The sequence below is a fragment of the Rhodophyticola sp. CCM32 genome (assembly GCF_004751985.1).
Taxonomy (GTDB): domain Bacteria; phylum Pseudomonadota; class Alphaproteobacteria; order Rhodobacterales; family Rhodobacteraceae; genus Rhodophyticola.
The window spans coordinates 3,071,959-3,097,327 of the sequence record NZ_CP038492.1 but is presented as its reverse complement, the minus strand read 5'-3'; the positions used below and the strand labels follow the sequence as shown (position 1 = coordinate 3,097,327).

The following is a 25,369-nucleotide window of genomic DNA, read 5'->3' as shown; positions in this document are numbered from 1 at the left end:
CAGTGATTATGAAAACCGTAGAGATTTATACCTCCCCGCTTTGCGGCTATTGCCATGCCGCCAAACGCTTATTGACCGAAAAAGGCATCAGCTTTGCCGAATTCAATGTATCCAGAGACCCGACGAAACGTCAGGAAATGCTGACCCGCGCCAATGGCCGCCACACGGTGCCGCAGATTTTCATCGGTGAGGTTCATGTGGGCGGGTATGATGAAATGGCCAGTCTGGAACGTGACGGAAAACTGGACCCGATGCTGGCCGCATAACACGCATATGCGCTTGCCCCTTGCGGTAGCGGGCGGAGTTCTGTGTTATGCGCGCCATGAATTCCACAGACGATCCTCTTGCCATCGCGCTGTTCAGCGAAATGTTCATGGCCGATCAACTGGCCCGCAACCGCCTGTCCAGGGCGTTGCCCCAGGGCATGGAGCTGAGCCATTTTTCGGTTCTGAACCAGTTGGCCCGCAGCGGTGAAGAAAAAACTCCGGCGCAACTGGCCCGGATATTCCACGTCACCCGTGGGGCGATGACCAATACATTGGGCAAGCTGGAATGGGCAGGCCATGTGCATATCCGGCCCGATTGGGATGATGCCCGGCGCAAATTCGTCTCGATCAGCCCGGCAGGCCGGACAGCACGCGATGCCGCGCTGGACGCAATCGCCCCGATCCTCACCGCCACAATGGCCGAAATCGGCACCGACCGCGTCCGCGCCGCCCTGCCCGTGATCCGAGAGATGCGGCTGCGGCTGGAGGAGGACGGGTAGGGGGCAATGAGGCGCGTGTTGGATATGGTGGCTTTTGCCGACCATGCGCGCAACATCAGCGAAAGCTTACGTCAGCCACGTTTCGATGCCTGAAACCTCCCATGAGGATGCAGGCAAATCCGGCAAACCAGCGGTGTGGAAGCAACGGGGCCATGCCCTAGGGTCAGGACATCTGACTCTCAAAAACGGGATTGCTGTCGTATCCGGGAAAACGCTCTGTGTTTGGCCGGTCTGCTGCCCGCCAATCCGCGCTATCGCGGGATCATGGCGCCGCTTGGCTGCAAGTCGGTCAGGTCATATCCGTTGAACGCCAGCACCTCACGCGCGGCGGTTAGACGGTCGGCGGGAATGACGGGATCACGGTTCAGAATCCAGCCGGCGCGGCCATCGGGTTGGCCCAGAACGGCGGTGCGATAGCCTTCATCGACCCACAGCACCCAATAGGGCGCGGCCCCCGGCACCCCGGCAAGCCGCACCGACAGACGCCCGGGGCCCGAGAGGGTCGCCTGCCCCATGATCTCCCGCAGGGGCGCGCCTGTGCCATCAAGGCAGGTTTCGCGGATCGCCAGACTGCCATCGGGCTGCATCTGATAATCGGCGATGGCCCCGGCGCAACCGGACTGGACAGCATTGGGGTAGCGCGCAACCTCGTACCAGCGCCCGGCATAACGTGCGGGATCGAAATTCGCGTTCGAGGCGATGATGACCGATGGGTCGCGAAAGCCCGGGCCGCCAAGGCCACAGGCGCTTATGGCGCAAAGCAGGAACAGGGCACAGACAGGACGCATCGGAGCCTCACAGGTCAATCAGACCTACCCTTGGCCAGTTCGCAAGGCGGGGCAAGGCCTGTTATCCCCCGCGCGCGGCCAGAATATTCTGCCCAGCCGGATGTATCCCGACATCCATCGGCCAAGGCTCAACCGCGTTTTTCATTTGCACTGCTTCATCTGCACCACAAACCGCGATAGAGCAGGGGGATGACCCGGCGCGTTCTCTCCTCCAAACGTCTCAGCCTGATGGCCTGGCTGGTTGCGGCCCTGTGTCTGCTGCCGATCGGCGCGGTTCTGCTGGCCGCGCTGACCGGAGGCGTGGGAACCGTGCAGGGCCTGATGCAAAGCGTGTTGCCGCGCTATGCGGGCACAACCGCCGGTCTGGTGATTCTGGTCGCCGCAGGCACCGCGGTGATTGGAACGGGCGCGGCCTGGCTGGTGGTGATGACGCGGTTTGCGGGCCGTAAACTGCTTGAGATCGCCCTGGCCCTGCCAATGGCCTTTCCCGCCTATGTGCTGGCCTATGCCTATACGGATTTTCTGGACCATCCGGGTTGGGTGCAGACCACATTGCGCGATCTGACCGGCTGGGGCCCGCGCGATTACTGGTTCCCGGAAATCCGCTCGCTTCCCGGTGCGGCGCTGATGCTGGTGCTGGTGCTGTATCCTTATGTCTATCTGCTGGCCCGTGCCGCGTTTTTGCAGCAAAGCGCCACCGCCTATATCGCCGCGCGCACCCTGGGGCGCGGGGCCTGGGGCGCGTTCTGGCATGTCAGCCTGCCGATTGCCCGGCCCGCCATCGCCGGTGGCACATTGCTGGCGGTGATGGAGACCATCGCCGATTTCGGAACCGTGTCCTATTTCGGGGTGCAGACCTTTGCGACCGGCATTTATCAAAGCTGGTTCGCCTTTGCCGACAGGGCGGCGGCGGCGCAACTGGCGCTGTGTCTGTTGATCGTGGCCCTGGTTCTGGCAGCGCTGGAACGCACGCAACGCAAACATCAGCGGCATCATGGCGCCGGGCGCCGGTTCGAGGCGATGACCCCCGCCGATCTGACCGGTGCGCGCGCCTGTGGGGCGGTGATGTTCTGTCTGGTGCCGGTGCTGCTTGGGTTTATCCTGCCGGTGATCCTGCTGGTCAGCATGGGCTGGAACTCAGGGCAGCTTTTGGTCACGCCGCGCTATCTGGGCTTTCTGCAGAACTCGCTGACCCTGGCCTCGGTTGCGGCGCTGCTGACGGTGATCGCCGCAGTGCTGCTTGGGTTCAATGCGCGGCTGCATCCAACCCCGGCCTCCCGGGGGGCGGTTCAGCTGGCCGGGCTGGGCTATGCGGTGCCGGGCGGGGTGATCGCGGTCGGGCTTCTGGTGCCCTTTGCGGCTTTCGACAACGCGCTGGATGCCTGGATGCGGGCCACATTCGACATCTCGACCGGGCTGCTGCTGACCGGGTCGATCTGGTTGCTGATCATGGCCTATATGGTGCGGTTCATGGCCGCCGCCCTGTCGGCCTATGACAGCGGGCTGACCACGATCAACCCGAATATGGATGCGGTGGCGCGGACTTTGGGACGCAGCCCGCCGATGATGCTGCGCGATGTGCATCTGCCGATCCTCAAGCCAAGCCTGCTGACAGCTCTGCTGATCGTCTTTGTGGATGTGATGAAGGAACTGCCCGCAACCCTGATCATGCGGCCCTTCAATTTCGATACATTGGCGGTACAGGCCCACAGGCTGGCCAGTGACGAACGTCTGGCCGAGGCGGCGGTGCCAAGTCTGGTGATCGGGCTGGTCGGGCTGTTTCCGGTGGCGATCCTTTGCTGGGGACTGGGCCGGAGCAGAAGCACCGCACGGGGCTTTGTACCGGAACCGGAAGCCGCCGAGTAGCATGCCCGCAGGTGCCAAGCGCAAAACGGGCGCCGTCAAGGGCGCCCGCATGCAAAACCTGATCAGGTAAAGCGTTTATTCCCAACCCACATCGTTGAAGATCGCCTGTGAAGTGCCTAGGTTCTGGGCGACGGCAGACAGATCCACATCATCGGGTTTGAAGAAACCAAGATGCGCAACCGAGGGGGAGATCGCCACGCCGGGCACTGCCGGGTATTCATCATTCCCGGCCGAGAAATACTGCTGCGCCTGATCCGAGGCGAGATATTCCAGAAACGCGATGGCGTTGTCGCGGTTCGGTGCATGGGCCGCCACACCGCCGCCGGACAGGTTCACATGGGCGCCACTGCCGTTCTGATCGGGGAAGACCCAGCCGACACCGTCAATGCCTTCTGACAGGCCCTCGACCGGGCGCCGGATGGCGCGGGCGAAGTAATAGGTGTTGGACACGGCGATATCACATTCACCCGAAACGATGCCACGCAACTGATCGGTGTCACCGCCCTGCGGATCGCGGGCCATGTTCTCGACAACGCCCTGGGCCCATGCACGGGCCGCCTCTTCGCCCTGATTCTCGATGATCGAGGACAGAAGCGTCTGGTTATAGGTGTTGGTGGAGGAGCGGATGCAGATCAGCCCCTCATAGGCGTCATCGGCCAGATCCGCATAGGTGCTCGGCGGGTTTTCAAGCCGCTCATTGCTGTAGAAAATGATCCGTGCGCGTTGCGAGAACCCGAACCACTGATTGTCGTCATCCTGAAGATAGCCGGGGATACGCGCCTCCAGCACATCGCTGTCAATACTTTGCAGCAGGCCCATCTCGCTGGCGCGGTAGAGGCGCGAGGTATCGACGGTCAGAAGGATATCGGCGGGGCTGTTGGCGCCCTCGGCCTCCATCCGGGCGATCAGCTCATCGGCATTGCCCTCGATCCGGTTGATGGTGATGCCGGTCGCATCGGTGAAATCGGAATAGAGGCGTTCATCCGTATCGTAATGGCGCGAAGAATAGAGGTTCAGTTCCTCGGCCTGGGCTGCGGCGATGCCGCTGGCGCAGATTGCCGTACCGAGCAGAAGGGCAAGTGTGCGGGTCATGAGAGACGCTCCGTTGATCAAATTCTGTATTACCTGACTGTTTTTGTCAGTTTGGTGGGGTCTTGAACCGCATCGCGCCCCGCCTGTCAAGAATAGCCAATGGAAATGGTCGGAAAATTTGCCGTGTCACATAGTCTTGCCGCGCCGGACCGGGCAGGGCAGGGTGCGCCGGATTGAAGGGAAGAGAGGAACAGGGATGAAAGCCGGACTGGCCTTTCTTGTGCTGGGCTATGTGCTCAGCCAGTTCTACCGTGCCTTTCTGGCGGTTCTTGCGCCGGTTCTGGGGGCCGAGATCGGGGCCACCCCTGAGGATCTGGCGCGCGCCTCGGGCCTGTGGTTTGCCGCTTTTGCCCTGATGCAGATACCGGTGGGCTGGGCGCTTGACACAATCGGGCCCCGGCTGACGGCATCGGTTCTGTTCGCGGTTGGCGGCGCCGGCGGGGCCGCGGTTTTTGCCCTGGCGCAAGACCCGGAAACGCTCCAGATCGCCATGGCGCTGATCGGGATCGGCTGTTCACCTGTGTTGATGGCCAGCTATTACATCTTTGCGCGGGTCTATCCCCCGGCCATGTTCGCAACCCTGGCCGGTGTAACCGTGGGGGTCAGTTCGCTTGGCAATATCGCAAGCGCGCTGCCGATGGCCGTGGCGATAGATGCCTTTGGCTGGCGGGAAACGGTTATGGCCATGGCGGTTCTGACCCTTGGGATTGCCCTGGGCATGGCGCTGCTGGTGCAGGACCCGGCAAAACCGGAAGGGGAGCCGAAAGGGTCTCTGCTGGATATCCTGCGCATTCCCGGCCTCTGGCCGATCCTGGCGATGATGCTGGTCTGCTATGCCCCGGCGGCGGGGATCAGGGGCCTGTGGGTCGCCCCCTTTCTGACCGATATCCATGGCGCCACATTGGCGCAGATCGGGACTGTCACCTTGTTGATGGGTCTGGCGATGGCGGCGGGCAGCCTGACCTATGCGCCGCTTGACCGGCTGCTGGGCACGCGGAAATGGGTGGTTCTGGGCGGCAATCTGGTGGTGGCGATCTGTTGTCTGACCTTTTGGATGGCCCCGATGGCCCCCTATGGGATGGCCATTCTGCTTGTGACCATGACCGGGCTGTTCGGCGCAAGCTATGCGGTTGTCATCGCCCATGGGCGCAGTTTTCTGCCCGGGCATCTGACGGGGCGTGGGGTAACCCTGCTGAACCTGTTCGGCATGGGCGGGGCCGGGGTGATGCAATTTGCCAGCGGGCCGTATTTTGCCCGGCTCTCGGCCAGCCATGCCCCGCCGCAGGCCTTTGGCACACTTTTCGGTGTCTTCGGCGCGGCGGTGTTGCTGGGCTGTGCGGTTTACATCTTCAGCCGGGACCGCGCGGATTGAGCTGCTGGATTGCGCTTCCGGCGCCACGGCCCCCCGTTTTTCCAACAATTCCACCCATAGCTCTGGTCAAACCGGGGCCGGGGCCGGTATGGGCTGGCTCATACATTCAACTGACCTGCCCATAGCGGCACCTGTTCCGGCGGAGAGACCCGACCCATGTCCCCTGATTTCCTATCCCGCATGCGGGGTGACTGGCTTGGCAATATCCGCGGCGATCTGCTGTCGGGTCTTGTTGTCGCCCTGGCCCTGATCCCCGAGGCCATCGCGTTTTCGATCATCGCGGGCGTCGACCCGAAAATCGGGCTTTATGCCTCATTCTCGATCGCGGTTGTCACGGCGATTGCGGGCGGGCGGCCCGGCATGATCTCGGCCGCCACCGCGGCCACCGCCGTGCTGATGGTGACGCTGGTCCGCGATTACGGGCTGCAATATCTGCTGGCCACCACGGTTCTGGCCGGGCTGCTGCAAATCGCGGCCGGGTTTCTGAAACTGGGCTCGGTGATGCGCTTTGTGTCCCGTTCCGTCATGACCGGGTTTGTGAACGCGCTGGCTATTCTGATCTTCATGGCGCAATTGCCGGAACTGATCGGCGTGCCCTGGCTGACCTATGTGATGGTCGCAGGCGGGCTGGCGATCATCTACCTGTTCCCTTATGTGACCACCGCCCTGCCCTCGCCGCTTGTCTGTATCGTGGTTCTGACCGCGCTGGCCCTGCTGACGGGGATGGACCTGCGCACCGTCGGCGATATGGGGGAACTGCCCGACACCTTGCCGATGTTCCTGATCCCCGACATCCCGCTGACCTATGAAACCCTGCAGATCATCCTGCCCTATGCGGCGGCGGTGGCCGCTGTGGGCCTCTTGGAAAGCCTGATGACCGCGCAGATCGTCGATGATCTGACCGATACGAAATCGGACAAGAATCAGGAATGTATCGGTCAGGGGCTGGCGAATACGGCCACCGGTTTCATCGGCGGCATGGCAGGCTGCGCGATGATCGGCCAGTCGATGATCAACGTGAAATCCGGCGGGCGCGGGCGGCTCAGCTGTTTTGCCGCCGGGGTTTTCCTGCTGATCCTGATCGTGGTTCTGGGCGATATCGTTTCGGTCATTCCGATGGCGGCCCTGGTCGCGATCATGATCATGGTCTCGGTGGGCACATTCTCCTGGTCGTCGATCGTGAATCTGCGGGACCATCCGCGCAGTTCCTCGATCGTGATGCTGGCAACCGTGATCATGACCGTCTACACCCATAATCTGGCCATGGGCGTGCTGACCGGGGTGTTGCTGTCGGGTATCTTCTTTGCCGGCAAGATCGCACAGCTGTTCCGGGTCACCTCGTCCCTGTCCGAGGACGGGCTGACCCGCACCTATCATGTGGAAGGGCAGTTGTTTTTCGCCTCCGCCGATGATTTTGCCGCCGCGTTCGACTTCAACGAGGTGCTGGAGAGGGTCGTCATCGACGTGACCCGCGCCCATATCTGGGATATCTCCTCGGTTGCGGCGCTGGACATGGCGGTGCTCAAATTCCGCAGGGACGGCGCCGAGGTGGAGATTATCGGGTTGAACGCGGCCTCCGAAACCATCGTAGACCGTTTGGCGGAACATGACAAACCGGGCGCGATGGACCGGCTGATGGGGCATTAGGGGGGTAATCTGATGGGCAAGATCATCGCATTGGTGGATGGGTCGATCTATTCGGAAAGCGTGTGTGATCACGCGGCCTGGGTTGCCAAAAGCAAAGGCTGGAGCGTGGATATCGTCCATGTGATCGGGCGCCGTGATGAAAGCGCGGACCCACGCAATCTCAGCGGCAATATCGGGCTTGGCGCCCGCACGGCACTGCTCAATGAACTGGCGGAACTGGATGCGCAGAAAGCCAGGCTGGCGCAGAAACGCGGGCGGGCGATATTGGAGGATGCGGTTGCGCGGGCAACAGCCGAAGGCGTCGAAGCCCATGCCAGGCTGCGCATGGGCGATCTGGTTGAAACCCTGCGCGAGATGGAGGCGGATGCCGATCTGGTCATCGTCGGAAAACGCGGCGAGGCGGCGGATTTCGCCAAGATGCATCTGGGCAGCAATGTGGAGCGGGTCGCACGCTCAACCACCAGGCCCATGCTGGTGGCGTCGCGGGCGTTTCAGCCGGTGAAAAAGCTGCTGGTGGCGTTTGACGGCGGCACCCCGGCGCTGAAAGCGGTGGACCATATCGCCCGGTCCGAGCTGTTTGCCGGGCTGAAGCTGCATCTGCTGACCGTCGGCACGGATACAACCGAAACCAAACGCGGGATCGAAGGGGCGGCGGCCTTGCTGAAAGGCGCAGGCTATGAGGTGACCACCGAGATTGTGGCGGGTGAACCCGATAAGGTGATTGCGGACCGCGCCGAAGCCCATGATTTCGACCTGCTGATCATGGGGGCCTATGGGCATTCACGGATCAGAAACCTGTTCATCGGCTCGACAACGACCGAGATGATCCGCTCCTGCAAGGTGCCGGTGTTGCTGTTCCGATAGGATATTTTGCAACTGTAGACCCGCCCGGCGGCACCGCCGGGCAGCGCCCGAACCGCCCCCACGGGGCGGGCGCTTCGCTTCCTGCCCCTCGGTTCGGGCTCTGCCCTCTGCTATATGGTGGCGCGTAACCTCAGGCCGCGCGACGCCGGGGTCGGCGCGGTTTGCGATTGCCGGAACCCTGGGGTTTGCCATTGCCATGGGGCTTGCCGCCGCCACCGCCAAAGCGCCGCCCCTGACCACCACCGCCACCGCGCCGGGATTTGGCGGCTTTGACCGGGGCCGGGCGGGTGCCACCCGCGACGGGAATGTCGATCTTCATCACTTTTTCGACCTGTTTCAGCAGATCAACCTCTTCGGCGGAACACAAGGTAATCGCCTCCCCCTCGCGCCCCGCGCGCGCGGTGCGGCCGATGCGGTGCACATAATTGTCCGGCACATCGGGCAGATCGAAATTGATCACATAGGCCACACCGGGAATGTCGATGCCGCGCGCAGCCACATCAGTGGCGACCAGTGTCTTGATCCGGCCCTCGCGGAACGCCTTGATCGCCCGGTCCCGCTGACCCTGCGATTTGTTGCCATGGATCGAGGCGGCGTTGAACCCGTCTGCCACCAGCCCTTTCATCAGCTTCTCGGCCCCGTGTTTGGTGCGCGCGAACACAAGTGTCAGCGCCTCGGGATCCCGGGCCAGTATCTCCCGCAGCTTGGCGGGTTTGGCCGGTTTCTCCAAGAAATGGATCGACTGGGTGATCTTGTCAGCGGCCTTGCCCGGAGGCGAAACCTGCACACGGCGGGGATTGTTCAGATAGGCGGTGGACAATTCCTCCATCTGCTTCGGCATGGTGGCCGAAAACAACATGGTCTGACGCGGGGTGCCCAGTTTCGGAGCAATCCGGCGCAGCGCATGGATAAAGCCCATATCAAGCATCTGGTCCGCCTCATCCAGCACAAGATGCTGAACGGTATGCAGCTTCACCGCGCCACGATCCATCAGGTCGATCAGACGCCCCGGCGTAGCGACAAGAATATCAGCCCCGCGCTCCATACGCTTGATCTGGGCATTGATCGACTGACCGCCCACAACAACCTGCACCTTAAGCGGGGTGCCAGTGATGAAAACCCGCAGACTGTCTGCAATCTGATTGGCAAGTTCCCGGGTCGGCGCCAGGATCAGCGCCTTGGCGGTTTTCGGGTCGGGCTTGCCGGGCAGGGCCAGCAAATGCTCGATCAGCGGCAGACCAAAGGCCAGGGTCTTGCCAGTGCCGGTCTGGGCCAGGCCCATGATGTCATGGCCATCCAAAGCAAGCGGAATCGCCTGGTTCTGGATCGGGGTGGGTTCTTTGAAACCGGTTTTCTTCAGCGTGGTCATCAGGGTCGGCGAGAGGCCGAGCATATCGAAATCAAACAAAACAGTGCCTTTCTGGCGCGGTGCCGGATTGGCCCGCGCAATAATATCAATCCGGGCCGCGACACATCGCGGCAACAAAGGGTGCGACCTGACACTCGGCAACACGGGCGACCCCCGTGCGAACCGGCCAAATCGTCAGACCCTGCGTGATCGGGACCTGTAGGGAAATGATCATTCTGCCAGCGGTTTACGCCCAGCTGCTCACGCGGCAGCGCAGAATGGTTAAGCCAGCACATGCGTCCTTGCCGCGCACAAGTCAAGGCTGGCGGGGGTTTTCCTTTACGATTGCTTCCTTTATGCCCCGCGCATCCAGACCTGAAGGACGGACAAATGGGTTATCGAATCGTTGTCGTGGGTGCCACGGGCAATGTGGGCCGCGAAATGCTGAACATTCTGGCGGAACGCCAGTTTCCAATTGATGAAATCGCGGTGCTGGCCTCGCGCAAATCGCTTGGCACCGAATGCAGCTTTGGCGACGAGACCCTGACCACACAGAATCTGGATGTATTCGATTTTGCCGGATGGGATATTGCGCTTTTCGCCATCGGCAGCGAGGCAACCAAAACCTATGCGCCCCGCGCCGCCAGGGCGGGCTGCGTGGTGATAGATAACTCCTCGCTCTACCGCTATGATCCCGATGTGCCGCTGGTGGTGCCGGAGGTGAACCCCGAAGCGGTGGATGGCTATGCCAAAAAGAACATCATCGCCAACCCGAACTGTTCCACCGCACAGATGGTGGTGGCGCTGAAACCGCTGCATGACCGGGCAGTGATCAAACGCGTTGTGGTGTCGACCTATCAATCCGTGTCGGGCGCCGGCAAGGACGGGATGGATGAGTTATGGGACCAGACCAAGGGCATGTATGTGCCGGGTCAGGAAAAAGACCCGGACACATTCACCAAACAGATCGCCTTCAACGTGATCCCGCATATCGATGTGTTCCTTGACAGTGGCGAGACCAAGGAAGAATGGAAAATGGTCGCGGAGACGAAAAAGATCGTCGATCCGAAGATCAGGGTCACCGCCACCTGCGTGCGGGTGCCGGTTTTTGTCGGCCATTCGGAGGCGGTGAATATCGAGTTTGAGGATTTCCTCGACGAGGATGAGGCCCGCGATATCCTGCGCGAAAGCCCGGGCGTCATGGTTGTCGATAAGCGCGAGGATGGCGGCTATGTCACCCCGGTGGAATGCGTGGGCGATTACGCGACCTTCATCAGCCGCATTCGTCAGGACAGCACCATCGAGAACGGGCTGAACCTGTGGTGTGTGTCCGACAATCTGCGCAAGGGCGCGGCGCTGAACGCGGTCCAGATTGCCGAGACACTTGGCAATCGTGCGCTGAAAAAGGGCTGAACCCGGCGGCGGTTATTGAATAACCGTCGCCCAGAGGGGAAGGTTTGCGGGCATTTAACCCCAAAGGATTCCCCCCATGCGTCTTTCCGTTTCCGCCCTTGCCCTGATCGTGGCCGGTGCCGCCCATGCCGATGAGGTCATGCTGCGCGCCGATGTGACTGCGGCCACCGTTTATCTGCTCGGCGCAGAACTTACCCGGCAGGCAGAGGTCGATCTGCCCGCCGGGACCCATCGGATCTATATGGCGATCCCCGATCTGAATTGGGGGCAACTGCCCGAGGTCTCGGTCACCGGCGCGCGGATGATTGGACAGCCTGTACCGGTCGAAGATCAGCCTTTGGACGAAGGCGTGCTGGACCTGCCGGATCAGGCCGCCGCGCGCATAGCCGTTGAACAGGCGGAAGACGCTGTAGAACAGATCGCGGAGCAGATCGCCGCCTCTGAGGTCGCAATCCGCTCGGCCGAGGTGCAGCTGGCCTATCTGAATGCGATCAGCACTGGCGGCTCTGAAGGCATCGACATGCCTGGCAGCGCCGAACTGCTTGCCACGCTTCTGACCACATTGGGCGCTGAGATGGCCCGCGCGTCCGAGGAATTGCGCACCGCCCGCGTCGCCCGGCAGGAGCTGCACGAAGACCTGATCGCACGGCAGGGGGATCTTGATGACGCCAATCAGGCGCTCAGACGGCTCAAACCCTTTGGCGACACGGTGGATATGATTGCCGTGGATGTGACTCTGGAGGCTGCAGGCGATGTTGTTCTGACAACACATTATCTGACTGACGCTGCGGCCTGGCGACCCAGCTACCGGCTGGATCTGGCCTCTGAAACCGGTGCGCTGGATATCACGCGCAGCATTGTGCTGGAGGTGGATCAAACCATGATCTGGCGCGATGTCGCGGTCGATTTCTCCACAACCGATCCAATTCGCCGGCGATCCCCGCGCAGCGTCGGGCCCGACCCGGCCCGCCTGCATGAGCCCTTAAGACCGGCCCCAAGCCTGCGCGACAGTGCCGAGATGAGCATCGGCGCGGGCATCGCGGCCGAACCGGTTGTTATTGTGGAAGAGGCAGCCGCGCCAATTGAGATGATCTCAAATGGTCTGGCGCTGACCTATGTCTATCCGACCCCCGTCAGCATCGGCGAACAATCGATGATCACCCTGCCCTTTGACACGCTGAGCTTTGAGGCTGACCTGACCAATCTGGCCATCCCGCGCCGTGATATGACCGCGTTTCTGATGGCTGAGTTCGAGAATACCAGCGATGAACCGATCCTGCCCGGCTGGGCCCGGTTCTATCGCGACGGGGCGCCGCTGGGAGAGGGCGAACTGACCCTGCTGCCCTCAGGGGCCGAGACCGAGATGGCCTTTGGCCCGCTCGACCATCTGCGCCTGACCTGGCAGGATCTTTCGCTGGATGAGGGTGATCGCGGGATATTCGTACAGTCGAACACCCAGGACCGGCAGGTAAGCTTCACGGTCGAAAACAGCTCTGCCAGCGCCGAGGAGGTTCGCGTGCTTTACGCCACACCCTTTGCCGAGCAGGAGGATCTGGAGGTTGATGTGACGCTTTCCCCCCAGCCCGATGAACGCGATATAGATGATCTGCGCGGAGTTGTGGCCTGGGATGTCACCATCGCCCCCGGCGAGACGCAGGAATTCGGGATGGGTGTCAGCTTTGACTGGCCCGAAGGGCAGGTGCTGAACTGGCAGCCATGACAGCCGCCAGCGCGCCTATCCGGCTTCGGCCAGGGTTTTGAGGTTGGCAAGGCCGGTTTCATAATCGGCCCCCACCATGCCATCCATCATCAGCCCCATCCAGCGCCCGATGGGATTGTTGCCCATATCCGCATCAAGACCCCAGGTGATGTTTGTGCTCTCGCCGTCTCCGGTCAGGTCAAACCAGGCCCGGGCCGTGCCCATGCCCCCGAAATCAAGCGCGGTCGCCACCCGTTGATCGGCGACGCTTTCAACAATTTCCTGACGTCCATTGCCCACCTCGGGCACGTCCGAAACCCATTCCATTATCGCGCCCACACCCGCCTCGGGCCCGCTATGGGTGATCTGGACATTCGGGTCCCGGTCCAGCCAGGGCGACCATTCCTCGCCCCGTTGCAGGGAATTGACCAGCGGAAAGACATCGCCGGGGGGTGCGTCGATGGTGATCTGCCGTTCAATGATGACATGACGGGGCAGCAAATAGGCCCCGGCGGCCAGCACAGCGATCAGGATAACAAGCCCGATCAGGATATTTCGAATAAGACGCATACTATGTTCTCCCGGTGTAATCTGCGCCGAGAATAACATGAACAGCGCCGGATTTCTGCCTGTTGCAGAATCTTTGCCGGTCAAGCGCAAGATTTGCGATATCTCCGGTATTCGCACCCGGGCGGGCATAGGATATGATCAGACCATGACAAGTGCCATTCCAGCCTTTCAGGACCCCGCCGTCGCGGCGCGGTTTGCCTCTTTCCCCGACCGGGCGCGAAAGGGTCTGCTGACCCTTCGGTCGCTGATCTTCGAGACCGCCGCCGATCTGCCGCCGGTGGGGCCGCTGGAGGAAACGCTGAAATGGGGCCAGCCCGCCTATCTGACGCCGGAGACAAAGTCGGGCTCAACGATCCGGCTTGGCCTGCCCAAAGAGGGCGGGTTTGCGATCTATGTGCATTGCCAGACGACGATACTGTCAGAGTTTCAAAGCCTGTTCCCCGATGATTTCACCTATGAGGGACACCGCGCGATCCGGTTCGATGACGATGCGGACCTGCCACAGGACCAGATCGGCCTGCTGATCCGCCGGGCTTTGACCTATCACCTCAAACAGCCGGCCTGAAGCGCCCCGCCTTACACCTGCATGACCCATACCCTGCCCCGCCTTTGGCGTTCTCGCAGTATTGGCGATACGCCATGGCTCTACCGCCATCTTCGACGTTTAAGGGCCCTACCTTCAGGCGCAACCATGTAACCATCGTCAGAGACGCGCCAACCTTCGTTTGCGGCCATTTCCATGAAGGACATATGCCGCCCATCCGGCAGAATGATCCATGTGCCGAAGCGGACTTTGCCCTGCTTGGGTTCTGTCCATGAGCCATCCGGCGTTTGCTTCCTTGCCGAGGCGTGGATCATCATGTCGCCCATCGATCCAACCTCGCAGTTGGTGGCGGCGCGGATCGTCTTGCTATTGCTGCGCATAACTGCGCCATCCCTGCGCAGGATATCCATGATTGGGGCGTGCTCGCCTTTGAGCGGGCCATCGGCGCAGTGATACGCATGGCCGGGGGTGGTGCCCGTGCCCCAGAAATCCAGAATATGCGTGGAACTGTTGATCATGGTGCGCAGCACGCGCTTGGGGCCGAGCCTGCCTTGTGAATCATAGGCGACGACGACATCACCCGTCTTGATCTCGCTGATCAGCTTCTCCCAGACTTTCGAGAGCACAAGCTTCTCGTCATGGCTGCCATCTGCGCGCGGTTTGATCGAGGGATCAAGCGGCCACATCTGAATCGGCGTGTCGGAAAGGAAGCAGTGGTTTGTCTGATAGGGAGTGCCACCAAATCCAAATATATAACCGGCGTTATTCAAAAATACGGTATTAGTCGTTTGCAGCCATTCCTGCAATTCTTGCGCAGACATCAATGTTGCTAGGGAAGAAATCGCATATATTGAAATCTCTTGATTTAACCCAACCATTTCTGGAAGAGTATTAGCCTCCATCATTCAAGTGAGCATTGCATCTGCGGCGGCAGCCGGGTTGGAGAAACCCAAAGCTTCGTAATTTTCTATCGCGTACTCAATTGGTTCAGCGGCAGTCCAATTTTCAATTCCTAAGCCATAGTCAGGATTACTGAATACGACCTTATGGTTATCATAGTGAACGCGCGCGCCCAATTCTCCGGCGAAACCTTGTTGCTCAACCAAATCTGCCCGGGCTTGGAAATCAGCCACCATCAAATCATAGCTGATTTGCGAACTGGTGCTGAGGTTGATCGTATTGCCAGATTTAGCTGCTGTTTCTGCCATGAAAGCATTGGCGATCCGTCCAGAAAACGAATCTTCCCGAACAACACCACCAGCCAAGCCGCCATATTGATATCCACGGTCTTCTAAGTATGAATAATACGCGTCACGATTTTTAACCCCTTCAGAATAGATGTTGCCGACAAGCCCACTAAGGTGATCAATATCTTGCTGTGTGAGGTTTTCTGCCATTTCATAATTCCCCTATAATACATTCCGTATGCCGATCCGAGACATGCTCGATCACAGGCAGGTCAGAAAGATACCTACCATCAAATGTAATCCTGTAAAAAATCGGCTCAAGTTTCTTGAATAACTGGCATTGCGAGTATTCCACAGGCCCGTCGTCCCATCGATCACACTTCAGAATCGCTTCGACCCCGCCAACTTCCGGCAGGCCGCGAAAAAAGGTATCATATCGATTGGAAACCCTGTTCGGACCGGGGTAGGCATATCGGGTCCAATCACCATGATTTTCGTCTGGAAATGTCTTAAAACCTTCCGATGAATGGTAAGTAAACCCTGAAGCGCTCTCCAAGATTGTCCTTCCTCCTGTACTTGGCATTCCCCAACGGACCCTAGTCTCGAGTAGAGCGGATAACGGTCAACCCCATTATTAACAGAATATAAAAAGCGTGGGAAAGCTACCTCGTTCCGATCATCATCTGCATTGTCCACAAACAACACCCCACTTGGGATAGTGAAGCTTATTCCTCTTTCGGCACCATCTGTTCGTCCCGGCGGCACACCGGAGATAGGAACCCTAATTCCTGTAGGCCACTGAACTTGAATGACTCTGTCGCTGCCCGGTACACCGGTGGTGTGATATGTGCTGATAATAAACGGACCTGTCTCAAGAGGAGAAACTAAGCTTGGGGGTAATTCGCATGCAGCGGCATTTTGCGTGAGCGCAGGGTTTGCTGGTATGGATAGTGCCGAAAGCAATGCTGCACCCCGTATTATATTTTTCATCAATCTCTAACGCCGACAACGAAAACGGTCACTTGAATCATAGGTGAAAGGTCACACAAACGGTGGTTTTGTTACGCTCAATCTGAGAACGAACGACCAATGCCCTAGCCGTTACAAAACCCCATAACAAATGTTTGGCATCTTGGAAGGTTTTGGCATCATGCATGGTTCTGTTGCACAAATCGGATGAAGGCCATGCTTGCGAACGTTCCACTCACCCTCACCCTCCGCCTTCTGTCAGGTTAAAGACGAGGTGATGTAGAGCAGAAACCGCCCTAGGCCCCATACCCCTTAATCGGCTTCCCACATTGACCGAGCTGTGATTCACTTCTGCCAAAGAGGAGGTCGTGAGCATGGCCCGTCACAATCGTGACCGACAAGGCGCAGGCATATCGGCGCGTTATTCGCGAAATCAACCATCGTTATGATCCGCATTTGACAGCATTCGACATATTGACCAAAAGTGGCGAAGCAATTTGATCGAAAGCGATCACGCCGCAATGATGCGACTATTGGGATACCGACAGAACTTTCGTTCCTTGCGAACGGCGAAAGCAACCCTGAGCGGGATAGAGACTTTACGCACCATCAAGCGCGGCCACATTCATCATAAACAAGCTGCTGTTCAGGGAGAGACCCTGTTCATCTCTCAGATGTTCGAAGCCGCATAATCCGCTGCAAACAAAAAACGCAAGACCAGCCTCAACCGATTAATGCAACAGTCCCGGCAAAACAGGTGCGTTTGATCCTGTGACGTATTCCCGCAAGGAAGGCGTCGCTTTCAGGCTTGAGCCGGGCAAGTCTCTTGCGTAAGCAGATATCTGCTTCGGTCCGGACAGTGAAAATCATCCGGGTAAAAGGGAACTACGGTGCGGGCCCTGCCCAATTCCGTGACTGCCCCCGCAACTGTAAGCGGTGAGCGCGGCTGACAAAAAACCACTGGCCCCAGATGGGTTGGGAAGGTTCAGCCAAGCATCGACCCGCAAGTCAGGAGACCTGCCGAGGTGATCACCCTGTTCGGGCGCGGAGGGCGCCAAGAACAACGGACGTTCCGTCGTGGTGGCATTTTCACCGTCGGCGGCGGGGCCATTCCCCTTCCAAAGACATTTTTTGGCATCACCCGGCCCTGCGTATGGGGCCGATTTGGGGGATATCATGAAAAAGGCATTGGGCGCTTTCACCGCGACCCTTCTTTCAACCGCATCCGTGCAGGCGCAGGATGCGCCGGTTTTCGCGCTGGATGAAATCATCTTTTCCGCAGGGCTGACCGTATTGGAGGCCAGCCGCACCGGCGCCTCCGTGGCAGTTGTCACCGGGGAGGAGTTGCAGGAAAGCGGCGACATTCAGCTTTCTGATTATCTGGCCACCCTGCCCGGCGTCAGTATCAGCCAGAATGGCCCGATCGGCAGCAACACCTCGATCCGCATTCGCGGGTTGGGAGAGCGTTACATTCCGGTTCTGATCGACGGCATCGACGTGACCGATCCGTCCGGCACCCAGACCGCGTTCAATTTCGGCTCTCTGACCACAAGCGCCCTGTCGCGGATCGAGGTGCTTTATGGCTCCCAATCGGCGCTCTACGGGTCCGAGGCGATTGCGGGTGTCATCTCGATCACCACATTGCAGGCGCCTGACGAGATCGGCACCGAGGTCACCATCTCGGCCGAGGCCGGCAGTTACGACACCTATCTAGGCTCCATCGGGGTGGCATCGCGGTTTGAACGGGGCGAACTGGCGTTTTCCGCCACACGGCTGATCACCGATGGGTTTTCTGCCGCGGATGAGAATCTTGGCAACACGGAAGATGATGGCCACGATTCGACCACGCTGACCCTGACCGGCGCGTTTGACGTCACCGATAATCTTCGGCTGGGTTTCAGCGGGTTTTTCGAAGACAGTTTCGCGGAGTTTGACGGCTCTGGCGGGGCCGGGGGCGATGGCTCGCAGACCGGCGAAACCCGGCGGCGCGCGGGCCGGGTCTATGCCGAATTCAACGCCTTCGGCATCGACCATGAGATTGCCGCCATCGTCTCGGACACTGACCGGTATTTCCCCATCGGGTTCACCCAGAATTTCGAAGGGCAGCGGCGCGAGCTGACCTATAAGGGCACCGCAAGCCTGGGCAATGGTGGCGTGCTGGTCTTCGGCGCCGAAACCTCGGAAGAGGAATTCAGCGCCGATGCAATCAACGGCCGATATGACATCAACTCGGTCTATGGTGATCTGAACACGCCGCTTACCCCCGATCTTGATCTGTCGGCCTCGCTTCGCTTTGATGACCACTCGGTCTATGGTGGGCAGACAACGGGCCGGATCGCCCTTGCCTGGCGCCCGACACCGGACATGATTGTTCGGGTTTCCTATGGCACGGGGTTTCGCGCCCCGTCGCTGTTTGAACTGTTCAGCGCCTTCGGCAACCCGGCCCTTCAGCCGGAACAAAGCCGCAGCGCCGAATTGGGGGTGGAACAGGATTTCGGGCGTCTGACGCTTGGCGGGACACTGTTCCACACCGAGATTGACGATTTGATTCAGTTCTCAGGCGGCAGCTATACTCAGGTGCCGGGCACCAGCACATCACGGGGTGTTGAGGTGACAATGGATTATGAGATCACCGACAGTTTGCGACTGTTCGGCACTTACACCTACACGGATGCCAGGGATCGCAATGATGACCGGCTGATCCGGGTGCCCGAGCATGATATTTCTCTGGGCGTGACGGGAGAATTCGCACCGGGCTGGTCCGGCACCTTCACAGTGCAGCATGTGATGGATCGCCTCGATTCGGACTTTCCCGATATTGTGCCGATGCCCGATTACACCCTGGCAAATCTGACCATCACCCGGGAAATCAACGAGACCTCCGAGGTCTATCTGCGGGTCAACAACCTGTTTGACGAGGATTATCAGACCACCCGCGGCTATGGCACCAGCGACAGGGCGTTTTATGTTGGCCTTCGCGCACGTTTCTGATCGCCTCTCTGGTGTCCTTGCGGTGGCGGGTTTCCTGCTTGCCACCGCTCCGGCTTTGGCCGACGCGCCGCCTGCGCGGGTCGTCTCGATGAATCTGTGCACTGATCAACTGGCGATGATGCTGGCCGCGCCGGGGCAATTGATCTCGGTCAGCGATATTGCCACCGATCCCCTGATTTCCCCCATGCATGCCGAAGCGGTGGCCTATCCGGCGAATTTTGGCGGGGCCGAGGAGATTTATCTGCTGGCCCCCGATCTGGTTCTGGCCGGCACCTATTCCGACCCTGCCGTTGTCTCGATGCTGCGCCGGCTGGGGGTTGAGGTCGCCCAGATTGACATCGTCACCGGCCTGGATCAGGTCACAGACCGATTGGCCGAGATCGGGGCGCTTTTGCATCGCGAGGCGCAGGCCGGGGCTGAAATCGCCCGGTTCGAGACGGCGCTCGCCACGCTCAGCCAGCCACAAACCGGGCCCCGCGCCGCCTTCTATTATCCCAATGGCTATTCCCTTGGCACCGGCACCCTGTCTCATGACATTCTGACCACAGCCGGGTTTCGCCATGTCGCCGAAGACCTGGGCCGCGACAGCAGCGGCCGCCTGGCGCTGGAACTTCTGGTCATGGCCGCGCCCGATATGGTGATCCGCACCGGCAGCTATCCGGGCAATTCCCGGTCCGAGGAGATATTGGACCACCCGGCGCTGGAGGCGGTTATCGCCGCAGGCCACGGGTTTATCAGCGGCCCTGACTGGGTCTGTGGGACACCCCGGGTTCTGACCGCGCTGGCCGATCTGCGCGCGGCCCGTGACCGGATGGAGGCGCCGCCATGAAACGCCCTGCCCTTCTTCTGACCCTGAGCGCCCTTGTGGCGCTGCTGTTCTGTATTTCGCTTCTGATCGGCCCGGCGGGGTTTGGCATCGGCGAAAGCATCACCGCCCTGATCCGCGGCGAAGGGGAGGCGGTGACCCTTGTGATGCGCGAAATTCGTCTGCCGCGCGCGGTTCTGGCGATGATGGTGGGGGTCAGTCTGGGACTGTCCGGCGCGGCGCTGCAAGGCTTTCTGCGCAACCCGCTGGCCGAGCCGGGGCTGATCGGCGTTTCCTCCTCTGCCGCATTGGGCGCGGTGATTGCCCTGCAAACCGGGTTTGCCGCCAGCTTTGCACTGGCTTTGCCAGTTTCGGCTCTGACAGGCGCTTTAGTCTCTGTTTTATTGCTGCTTCTGCTGGCCGGATCAAGGGGCGGATCGCTGACACTGATCCTGGCGGGCATTGCCATCAGCGCGCTGGCAGGGGCGTTTCTGTCGCTGGTTCTCAACCTGTCCCCCAATCCTTTTGCGGTCAGCGAGATTGTGTTCTGGATGCTTGGCTCGGTCTCTGACCGGTCCTTTGACCATGTGGCCATCGCCCTGCCGGTGATGGCGGTCGGCTGGGCGCTGCTGGCCAGTCTTGGCCGGGGGCTGGATGCCCTGACACTGGGGCAGGACGCCGCCTCTGCCATGGGTATCCATCTGGCCCGCCTGCGCCTGCGGCTGGTTATCGGCGTTGCCGCCTCGGTCGGGGCGGCCACCGCCGTGGCGGGCGCCATCGGCTTTGTCGGGCTGGTTGTGCCCCATATTCTGCGCCCCTTTGTGGGCGCGCGCCCGGCAGCGCTTCTGCCTGCCTCGGCGCTGGGCGGGGCCGCCATGGTGCTGGCTGCCGATATCGCCGTGCGCCTGATCCTGCCCGACCGTGACCTGAAACTGGGCGTGGTCATGGCGATCATCGGCGCGCCCTTGTTCCTGCATCTGATCTACAAGACGCGGAGGCAGATGACATGAGCGCGCTTACCGTCTCTGACCTCAGCGTGCATCGTGGCGGCAGCGCGGTGGTGGATCATGTCAGCCTGTCCCTTGATCCGGGCGAGATTGTTGGCCTGATCGGCCCGAATGGCGCCGGAAAAACGACCCTGTTGCGGGGTATTCTGGGCCTTCAGCCCTGCACCGGCATGTCCTCCCTCGCCGCACTCCCCGCGCGGGTGCGGGCAAAAACCGCCGCCTGGATGCCGCAAACCCGCGAGATTGCCTGGCCCGTGGCGGTGGAAACCCTGATCATGCTGGGCCGTGTGCCGCATCTGGCGGGGGGTGCGAAACCCGGTGCGGAAGATCACGCCGCAACCAAAGCCGCGCTGACCGATATGGCGCTGACCGGCTATGAAACCCGCCCTGCCACCGCCCTGTCCGGCGGCGAACAGGCCAGGGTTCTGATTGCCCGGGTTCTGGCGCAGGACACGCCTGTGATCCTGGCCGATGAACCGATTGCCGGGCTCGACCCGGCGTTTCAGATCGCCACGATGGAGCTGTTTGCCCGCCTTGCCGCAGGCGGGAAAACCATTGTCACCTCGCTGCATGATCTGGGCCTTGCGGCGCGCCATTGCACCCGGCTTCTGCTGCTGGACAAGGGGCGGCTTGTGGCCGATGGCACGCCCAAAGACGTGCTGACCCGGGAAAACCTGCATCAGGTCTTTGGTATCGCCGCCCATATCGCCGAAACCGACCATGGGCTGATCTTTCAGCCGCTGGAGGTGACCCGATGATCCGCATCACCCTGTCCCGCCCCTGGCTGACCGCTGATCTGGGTCAGGAGATGCGGGTGTTAAGCTGGGCACCCCACCGCCCGGGGCTGGCCATTGCGCGGCAGGTGATCTGGCGCGAGGTCCGCAATCAGGATCTGACCAAAGGTCTGGACGCCACAGCATGGCTTGCCCGGGAACTGACCGGCATCGGCCAGACCGATGCGGTGGCAATGCTGACCTCGCGCAATATCGAAAAATACACTTTCGCAGAAGCCAGATCCGGCGCGTTTCAGGCCTCTTGCCTGGCCACGGTGGGCCTGTCCAATGCGGAACGGGTCGGATACCGGCAACCGGCCCTGGCCGCTGGCTATGGCACGGTCAATCTGCTTGTCACCCTGTCCCACGGGCTTGGCATGCCTGCGATGACCGAGGCATTGTCGATCGCAACCCAGGCCCGCACGGCGGCCATCCTGACCCATGGGCCCGGCCTGCCCGAAGGCCCCGCCACGGGCACCGGCACCGATTGCATCGCGCTGGCCTGCCCGCCGGGTGACATGGCCTATGCGGGGCTTCATACGGAACCCGGCGAGGTCATTGGCCGCGTGGTGTATGATGCGGTGAGCGAGGGCACCCGGGTCTGGATGAAAACGGAGAACCGCGCATGAAAGCCTTCCCCCCAAGCCGGATCATCTGCCTGACCGAGGAAACCGTCGAAACGCTTTATCTGCTGGGGGAGGATCACCGGATTGTCGGCGTTACCGGCTATGCCATCCGCCCAGCCAGGGTGCGGCAGGAAAAACCGCGCGTGGGCGCCTTTACCTCGGCGGATATCCCGAAAATCCTCGCATTGGAGCCTGATCTGGTGCTCACCTTCTCGGATCTTCAGGCCGATATCGTGGCCGAACTGATCCGCTCGGGCGTGGCTGTGCATGCGTTCAATCAACGCGATATTGCCGGTATTCTGGCGATGATCCGCACGCTGGGTGTGCTGGTCGGGGCAGGTGCCAGGGCCAAGGCGCTGGCCGCACGGTTCGAGGCAAGGCTGCAATGCCTGCGTGATCTGCCCCGCGCCCATCGCCCCCGGGTCTATTTCGAGGAATGGGATGACCCCGCCATTTCCGGCATCGCCTGGGTCAGCGAGTTGATCGAGATCGCAGGCGGTGAGGATGTGTTTGCCCATCTGCGCCATGAACAGGCCGCCCGCGACCGGATCATCGACCCAAGTGACGTGATTGCCGCCGCCCCCGATGTGATCATCGCCAGCTGGTGCGGCAAGAAAGTGAGGCCTGAGCGGATTGCGGCCCGCCCCGGATGGCAGGATATTCCCGCCGTGAAAACCGGGCGGATTTCCGAGATCAAATCCCCCCTGATCCTGCAACCGGGTCCCGCCGCCCTGGGGGACGGGCTGGACGCGATGCTGGATATCCTGTGGGGGGACATGGCCGAGAAAAGGGCAAGCGCATGAATGACGCGCTTACATTCCTGACCCAGGGTGGGCCGGTGATCTGGGCCATCGCCGCCCTGTCGGTGATCACCCTGGCGCTGAGCCTGTGGAAAATCTGGCAATTTCTGCAGATCGGGGTCTGGTCGGGCGGCACCGTCACCGACAGCGCCATTGCCTGCTGGCAGGCGGGGGATGCCGAAACGGGCCTGTCCCGTATCCGGGGGCGAAAATCGGTGCGCGCGCGTCTGGCCGCAACCGCGATGGCCGCGCGGCTTGACCCGGCACTGACGCCGGACACCGCGCGTGATGAAACCACACGGGTTGCCCGATCGCTCCTCTCCGAGGCGCGGGGCGGGTTTCGCGCGCTGGAGCTGATCGCGACAATTGCGCCTCTCCTGGGCCTGTTGGGGACTGTTCTGGGCATGATTGCCGCGTTTCAGGCGCTGCAGACCGCAGGCAGCCGCGCAGACCCGTCAGCACTGGCCGGCGGGATTTGGGAGGCCTTGCTGACCACCGCCGCCGGCATGGTCGTGGCCATTCCCGCCTCGATGATGCTGACCTGGTTTGAAAGCGTGGTCGACCGCCTTCAGGCCGATATGGAAGATGCCGCCACCCGTATCTTCACCCGGGGGCCGGAATGAGCTTTCAGTTCGCCATTCCCCGGCAAAGCCGCCGCCCCAGCCTGACGCCGATGATCGACGTGGTCTTTCTGCTGCTGGTGTTTTTCATGCTGGTCGCCCGGTTCGGACAGGATGGCGCCCTGCCACTGTCCCTGACCGGGCAGCAGGACAGTACCTATTCCGGGCCGCCGCGTCTGGTGGATGTGCTGCCCGATGGCCAGCGCCTGAACGGGCAGGATGCGGAACTGTCCCAAATTGTGGCGCACTTGCATGAGTTGATACCCGATCCGGCAGATATGATCATCCTGCGCGGTCGTGACGGGGCCAGCCTGCAACGGCTGGTGACCGTGTTGTCAGAGCTGGAGCAGGCCGGTTTTACCCGGCTGGTTCTGATCGAATGATGCAGTTTGGCCCCCTGCAAAGGCGCAGACACGGGCAAAGCATCGTGCCGATGATCAATCTGGTGTTCCTGCTGCTGATCTTCTTCCTGATGACGGCCCAAATCGCCCCGCCAGAGCCGTTTCCGGTGACGCCGCCCGAAGCCCGCGCCGACCCGGCGGGTCCGGCGCCCGATACGCTTTACATCGCCACCGATGGAATGCTGGCCTATGAGACCGCCCGCGATGCCGAGGTGTTCGAGGCGCTGCGCCAGCGCCCTGCAGATGCGGGCCCGCTTGCCATCCGGGCAGATGCAGACCTGCAAGCCGCCGGTCTGGCAGAACTTCTGCCCCGTCTGGCGGAAAGCGGGATTGCCGGGATCACCCTGATCGCGGGGCATCCATGAAGCGGATGCTGCATATCATCACCTTTCTGGCGCTTTCGGTTGCGGTGCATGCGGCGGCCCTTGTGCAGCTGCCCGGCAGCGGTGCCGCGGGCGCGGGGCAGGGCGGCGAGGATCGCGCGACATTGCAGGCCGCCACCGGCGATATGGGCGCGATGGTGGCCCGCTGGACCGCCCCGCCCCAGATCACGCAACCGCAGACCATGCAGCCTGTAAGCGCAGACATGGCTGAAATGCCCCGCCCGGCGGCAACAGAGGATACCCGCCCCGCGCTCCCATTGCCGTCTGATCTTGCCGCCCCGGCTTTGCCGGAAAGCACGCCACAGGCGGATGTCAGCGACCGCAGGCCCCAAGCAGTCACCCTGTCGCAACGGCCTGTGGCCCGGCCCGCTGACCGCCCGCAGCGCGCCCCTCAAGCATCAACCTCGCCCGGTCCGGCACAGACCCGCCGAACCGCAGCAGGACAAGGCAATGGCGCGGCACGGGGCGCATCAGAAACCGCGCCTGTGGCAACCTTGTCCTCAGCCGCACGTCAAAGCCTGATGGCCCGCTGGGGCGCGCAGATCAATGCGCGGATTGAACGACGCAAACCCCGGGTGACCGGGCAGGGCGTCGTGACCCTGCAATTGCGCATCGGGCGGGATGGCCGGTTGCAACATGTGGCTGTGGCCCGGTCATCGGGCAATGCGCAGATTGATCAGGCGGGCCTGCGCGCGGTGCAGCGCGCGGGCCATTTCCCCGCCGCGCCCGAGGGCCTGTCAGAACCGAGTTACAGGTTTGATCTGCCAATTCGGTTTCTGTAACGCAAAAACAAGACGGGCGACATCAGGGATGCGCCCGTCTGTAAAAGCCCCGCAAC

Annotated in this window: 25 protein-coding genes, 1 pseudogene and 1 riboswitch; of the genes and pseudogenes, 20 read left to right on the top strand and 6 right to left on the bottom strand. The window is 61.3% G+C overall.

Annotated elements, in window-relative coordinates:
- The first annotated feature begins 8 nt into the window (after positions 1–8).
- Together grxC and E2K80_RS15055 are read left to right on the top strand one after the other, a co-directional pair.
- Positions 9–266, top strand: coding sequence for a glutaredoxin 3 (gene grxC, locus E2K80_RS15060; RefSeq protein WP_135375737.1), 258 nt, complete (start codon positions 9–11; stop codon positions 264–266).
- Positions 267–322: 56 nt separating this feature from the next.
- The gene (locus tag E2K80_RS15055) at positions 323–766 is read left to right on the top strand and encodes a MarR family winged helix-turn-helix transcriptional regulator (protein WP_135375736.1); all 444 of its coding nucleotides are present in this window, start codon (positions 323–325) and stop codon (positions 764–766) included.
- 251 nt (positions 767–1,017) lie between these two features.
- On the opposite strand, the gene E2K80_RS15050 is transcribed toward E2K80_RS15055, so the two are convergent.
- Entirely contained in the window at positions 1,018–1,554 is a 537-nt protein-coding gene (locus E2K80_RS15050) for a lipocalin family protein (RefSeq protein WP_135375735.1), read from the bottom strand.
- 189 nt (positions 1,555–1,743) lie between these two features.
- Here E2K80_RS15050 and E2K80_RS15045 point away from each other — a divergent pair, with 189 nt between their 5' ends.
- Positions 1,744–3,420, top strand: coding sequence for an ABC transporter permease (locus tag E2K80_RS15045; protein WP_135375734.1), 1,677 nt, complete (start codon positions 1,744–1,746; stop codon positions 3,418–3,420).
- A gap of 75 nt (positions 3,421–3,495) precedes the next feature.
- Here the strand turns inward: E2K80_RS15045 and E2K80_RS15040 are convergent, their stop codons facing one another.
- Complete coding sequence (locus E2K80_RS15040; protein WP_135375733.1) at positions 3,496–4,512, bottom strand: extracellular solute-binding protein; 1,017 nt, start codon at positions 4,510–4,512, stop codon at positions 3,496–3,498.
- Positions 4,513–4,708: 196 nt separating this feature from the next.
- Here E2K80_RS15040 and E2K80_RS15035 point away from each other — a divergent pair, with 196 nt between their 5' ends.
- The 3 genes from E2K80_RS15035 (at position 4,709) to E2K80_RS15025 (ending at position 8,395) form a co-directional block, all read left to right on the top strand.
- Positions 4,709–5,884: an MFS transporter gene (locus E2K80_RS15035; protein ID WP_135375732.1), complete on the top strand. Its 1,176-nt coding sequence runs from the start codon at positions 4,709–4,711 to the stop codon at positions 5,882–5,884.
- Positions 5,885–6,040: 156 nt separating this feature from the next.
- Complete coding sequence (locus E2K80_RS15030) at positions 6,041–7,531, top strand: SulP family inorganic anion transporter (protein ID WP_443216535.1); 1,491 nt, start codon at positions 6,041–6,043, stop codon at positions 7,529–7,531.
- 12 nt (positions 7,532–7,543) lie between these two features.
- Positions 7,544–8,395, top strand: a complete 852-nt coding sequence (locus E2K80_RS15025) for a universal stress protein (RefSeq protein ID WP_135375731.1) — start codon at positions 7,544–7,546, stop codon at positions 8,393–8,395.
- A 130-nt stretch (positions 8,396–8,525) separates the two neighbouring features.
- Here the strand turns inward: E2K80_RS15025 and E2K80_RS15020 are convergent, their stop codons facing one another.
- Positions 8,526–9,803, bottom strand: a complete 1,278-nt coding sequence (locus E2K80_RS15020; RefSeq protein ID WP_135375730.1) for a DEAD/DEAH box helicase — start codon at positions 9,801–9,803, stop codon at positions 8,526–8,528.
- A gap of 330 nt (positions 9,804–10,133) precedes the next feature.
- On the opposite strand from E2K80_RS15020, the gene E2K80_RS15015 reads away from it, so the two are divergent.
- Together E2K80_RS15015 and E2K80_RS15010 are read left to right on the top strand one after the other, a co-directional pair.
- A complete protein-coding gene (locus tag E2K80_RS15015; protein WP_135375729.1) occupies positions 10,134–11,156 on the top strand; it encodes an aspartate-semialdehyde dehydrogenase in 1,023 nt (340 codons plus the stop codon).
- Positions 11,157–11,232: 76 nt separating this feature from the next.
- Positions 11,233–12,876 carry a DUF4139 domain-containing protein gene (locus tag E2K80_RS15010; protein WP_135375728.1) on the top strand — a complete coding sequence of 548 codons (1,644 nt, stop codon included), beginning with the start codon at positions 11,233–11,235 and terminating at the stop codon, positions 12,874–12,876.
- 15 nt (positions 12,877–12,891) lie between these two features.
- Here the strand turns inward: E2K80_RS15010 and E2K80_RS15005 are convergent, their stop codons facing one another.
- Positions 12,892–13,425: an SRPBCC family protein gene (locus E2K80_RS15005; RefSeq protein WP_135375727.1), complete on the bottom strand. Its 534-nt coding sequence runs from the start codon at positions 13,423–13,425 to the stop codon at positions 12,892–12,894.
- Positions 13,426–13,570: 145 nt separating this feature from the next.
- On the opposite strand from E2K80_RS15005, the gene E2K80_RS15000 reads away from it, so the two are divergent.
- Complete coding sequence (locus E2K80_RS15000) at positions 13,571–13,990, top strand: DUF1801 domain-containing protein (RefSeq protein WP_135375726.1); 420 nt, start codon at positions 13,571–13,573, stop codon at positions 13,988–13,990.
- Positions 13,991–14,070: 80 nt separating this feature from the next.
- Here E2K80_RS15000 and E2K80_RS14995 read toward each other — a convergent pair whose 3' ends face one another.
- Both E2K80_RS14995 and E2K80_RS14990 read right to left on the bottom strand, forming a co-directional pair.
- A complete protein-coding gene (locus E2K80_RS14995) occupies positions 14,071–14,790 on the bottom strand; it encodes a hypothetical protein (RefSeq protein WP_135375725.1) in 720 nt (239 codons plus the stop codon).
- 84 nt (positions 14,791–14,874) lie between these two features.
- Positions 14,875–15,366, bottom strand: a complete 492-nt coding sequence (locus E2K80_RS14990) for a hypothetical protein (RefSeq protein ID WP_135375724.1) — start codon at positions 15,364–15,366, stop codon at positions 14,875–14,877.
- A gap of 1,137 nt (positions 15,367–16,503) precedes the next feature.
- Here E2K80_RS14990 and E2K80_RS20105 point away from each other — a divergent pair.
- The 11 genes and pseudogenes from E2K80_RS20105 to E2K80_RS14935 form a co-directional block, all read left to right on the top strand.
- Positions 16,504–16,817 (top strand): annotated as a pseudogene (locus E2K80_RS20105) (DDE-type integrase/transposase/recombinase); the annotation flags it as partial.
- Positions 16,818–16,956: 139 nt separating this feature from the next.
- Positions 16,957–17,164: riboswitch (cobalamin riboswitch) on the top strand.
- A gap of 137 nt (positions 17,165–17,301) precedes the next feature.
- Positions 17,302–19,116 carry a TonB-dependent receptor plug domain-containing protein gene (locus tag E2K80_RS14980; protein ID WP_135375723.1) on the top strand — a complete coding sequence of 605 codons (1,815 nt, stop codon included), beginning with the start codon at positions 17,302–17,304 and terminating at the stop codon, positions 19,114–19,116.
- 22 nt (positions 19,117–19,138) lie between these two features.
- The gene (locus tag E2K80_RS14975) at positions 19,139–19,945 is read left to right on the top strand and encodes an ABC transporter substrate-binding protein (protein ID WP_338014551.1); all 807 of its coding nucleotides are present in this window, start codon (positions 19,139–19,141) and stop codon (positions 19,943–19,945) included.
- Positions 19,942–20,931, top strand: coding sequence for a FecCD family ABC transporter permease (locus E2K80_RS14970; RefSeq protein WP_135375721.1), 990 nt, complete (start codon positions 19,942–19,944; stop codon positions 20,929–20,931). Before E2K80_RS14975 ends, E2K80_RS14970 begins: the two co-directional genes overlap by 4 nt.
- Complete coding sequence (locus tag E2K80_RS14965; RefSeq protein WP_135375720.1) at positions 20,928–21,686, top strand: ABC transporter ATP-binding protein; 759 nt, start codon at positions 20,928–20,930, stop codon at positions 21,684–21,686. Before E2K80_RS14970 ends, E2K80_RS14965 begins: the two co-directional genes overlap by 4 nt.
- Positions 21,683–22,330, top strand: a complete 648-nt coding sequence (locus E2K80_RS14960; protein ID WP_135375719.1) for an adenosylcobinamide amidohydrolase — start codon at positions 21,683–21,685, stop codon at positions 22,328–22,330. Before E2K80_RS14965 ends, E2K80_RS14960 begins: the two co-directional genes overlap by 4 nt.
- A complete protein-coding gene (locus E2K80_RS14955; protein WP_135375718.1) occupies positions 22,327–23,130 on the top strand; it encodes a cobalamin-binding protein in 804 nt (267 codons plus the stop codon). The genes E2K80_RS14960 and E2K80_RS14955 overlap by 4 nt, the downstream gene beginning before the upstream one ends.
- The gene (locus E2K80_RS14950) at positions 23,127–23,750 is read left to right on the top strand and encodes a MotA/TolQ/ExbB proton channel family protein (RefSeq protein ID WP_135375717.1); all 624 of its coding nucleotides are present in this window, start codon (positions 23,127–23,129) and stop codon (positions 23,748–23,750) included. Before E2K80_RS14955 ends, E2K80_RS14950 begins: the two co-directional genes overlap by 4 nt.
- Positions 23,747–24,130: an ExbD/TolR family protein gene (locus E2K80_RS14945; RefSeq protein WP_135375716.1), complete on the top strand. Its 384-nt coding sequence runs from the start codon at positions 23,747–23,749 to the stop codon at positions 24,128–24,130. The genes E2K80_RS14950 and E2K80_RS14945 overlap by 4 nt, the downstream gene beginning before the upstream one ends.
- On the top strand, positions 24,130–24,513 hold the full coding sequence (locus E2K80_RS14940; protein WP_168193214.1) for a biopolymer transporter ExbD: 384 nt from the start codon (positions 24,130–24,132) through the stop codon (positions 24,511–24,513). Before E2K80_RS14945 ends, E2K80_RS14940 begins: the two co-directional genes overlap by 1 nt.
- Positions 24,510–25,313, top strand: a complete 804-nt coding sequence (locus E2K80_RS14935; RefSeq protein WP_135375714.1) for a TonB family protein — start codon at positions 24,510–24,512, stop codon at positions 25,311–25,313. Before E2K80_RS14940 ends, E2K80_RS14935 begins: the two co-directional genes overlap by 4 nt.
- Positions 25,314–25,369: the final 56 nt, after the last annotated feature.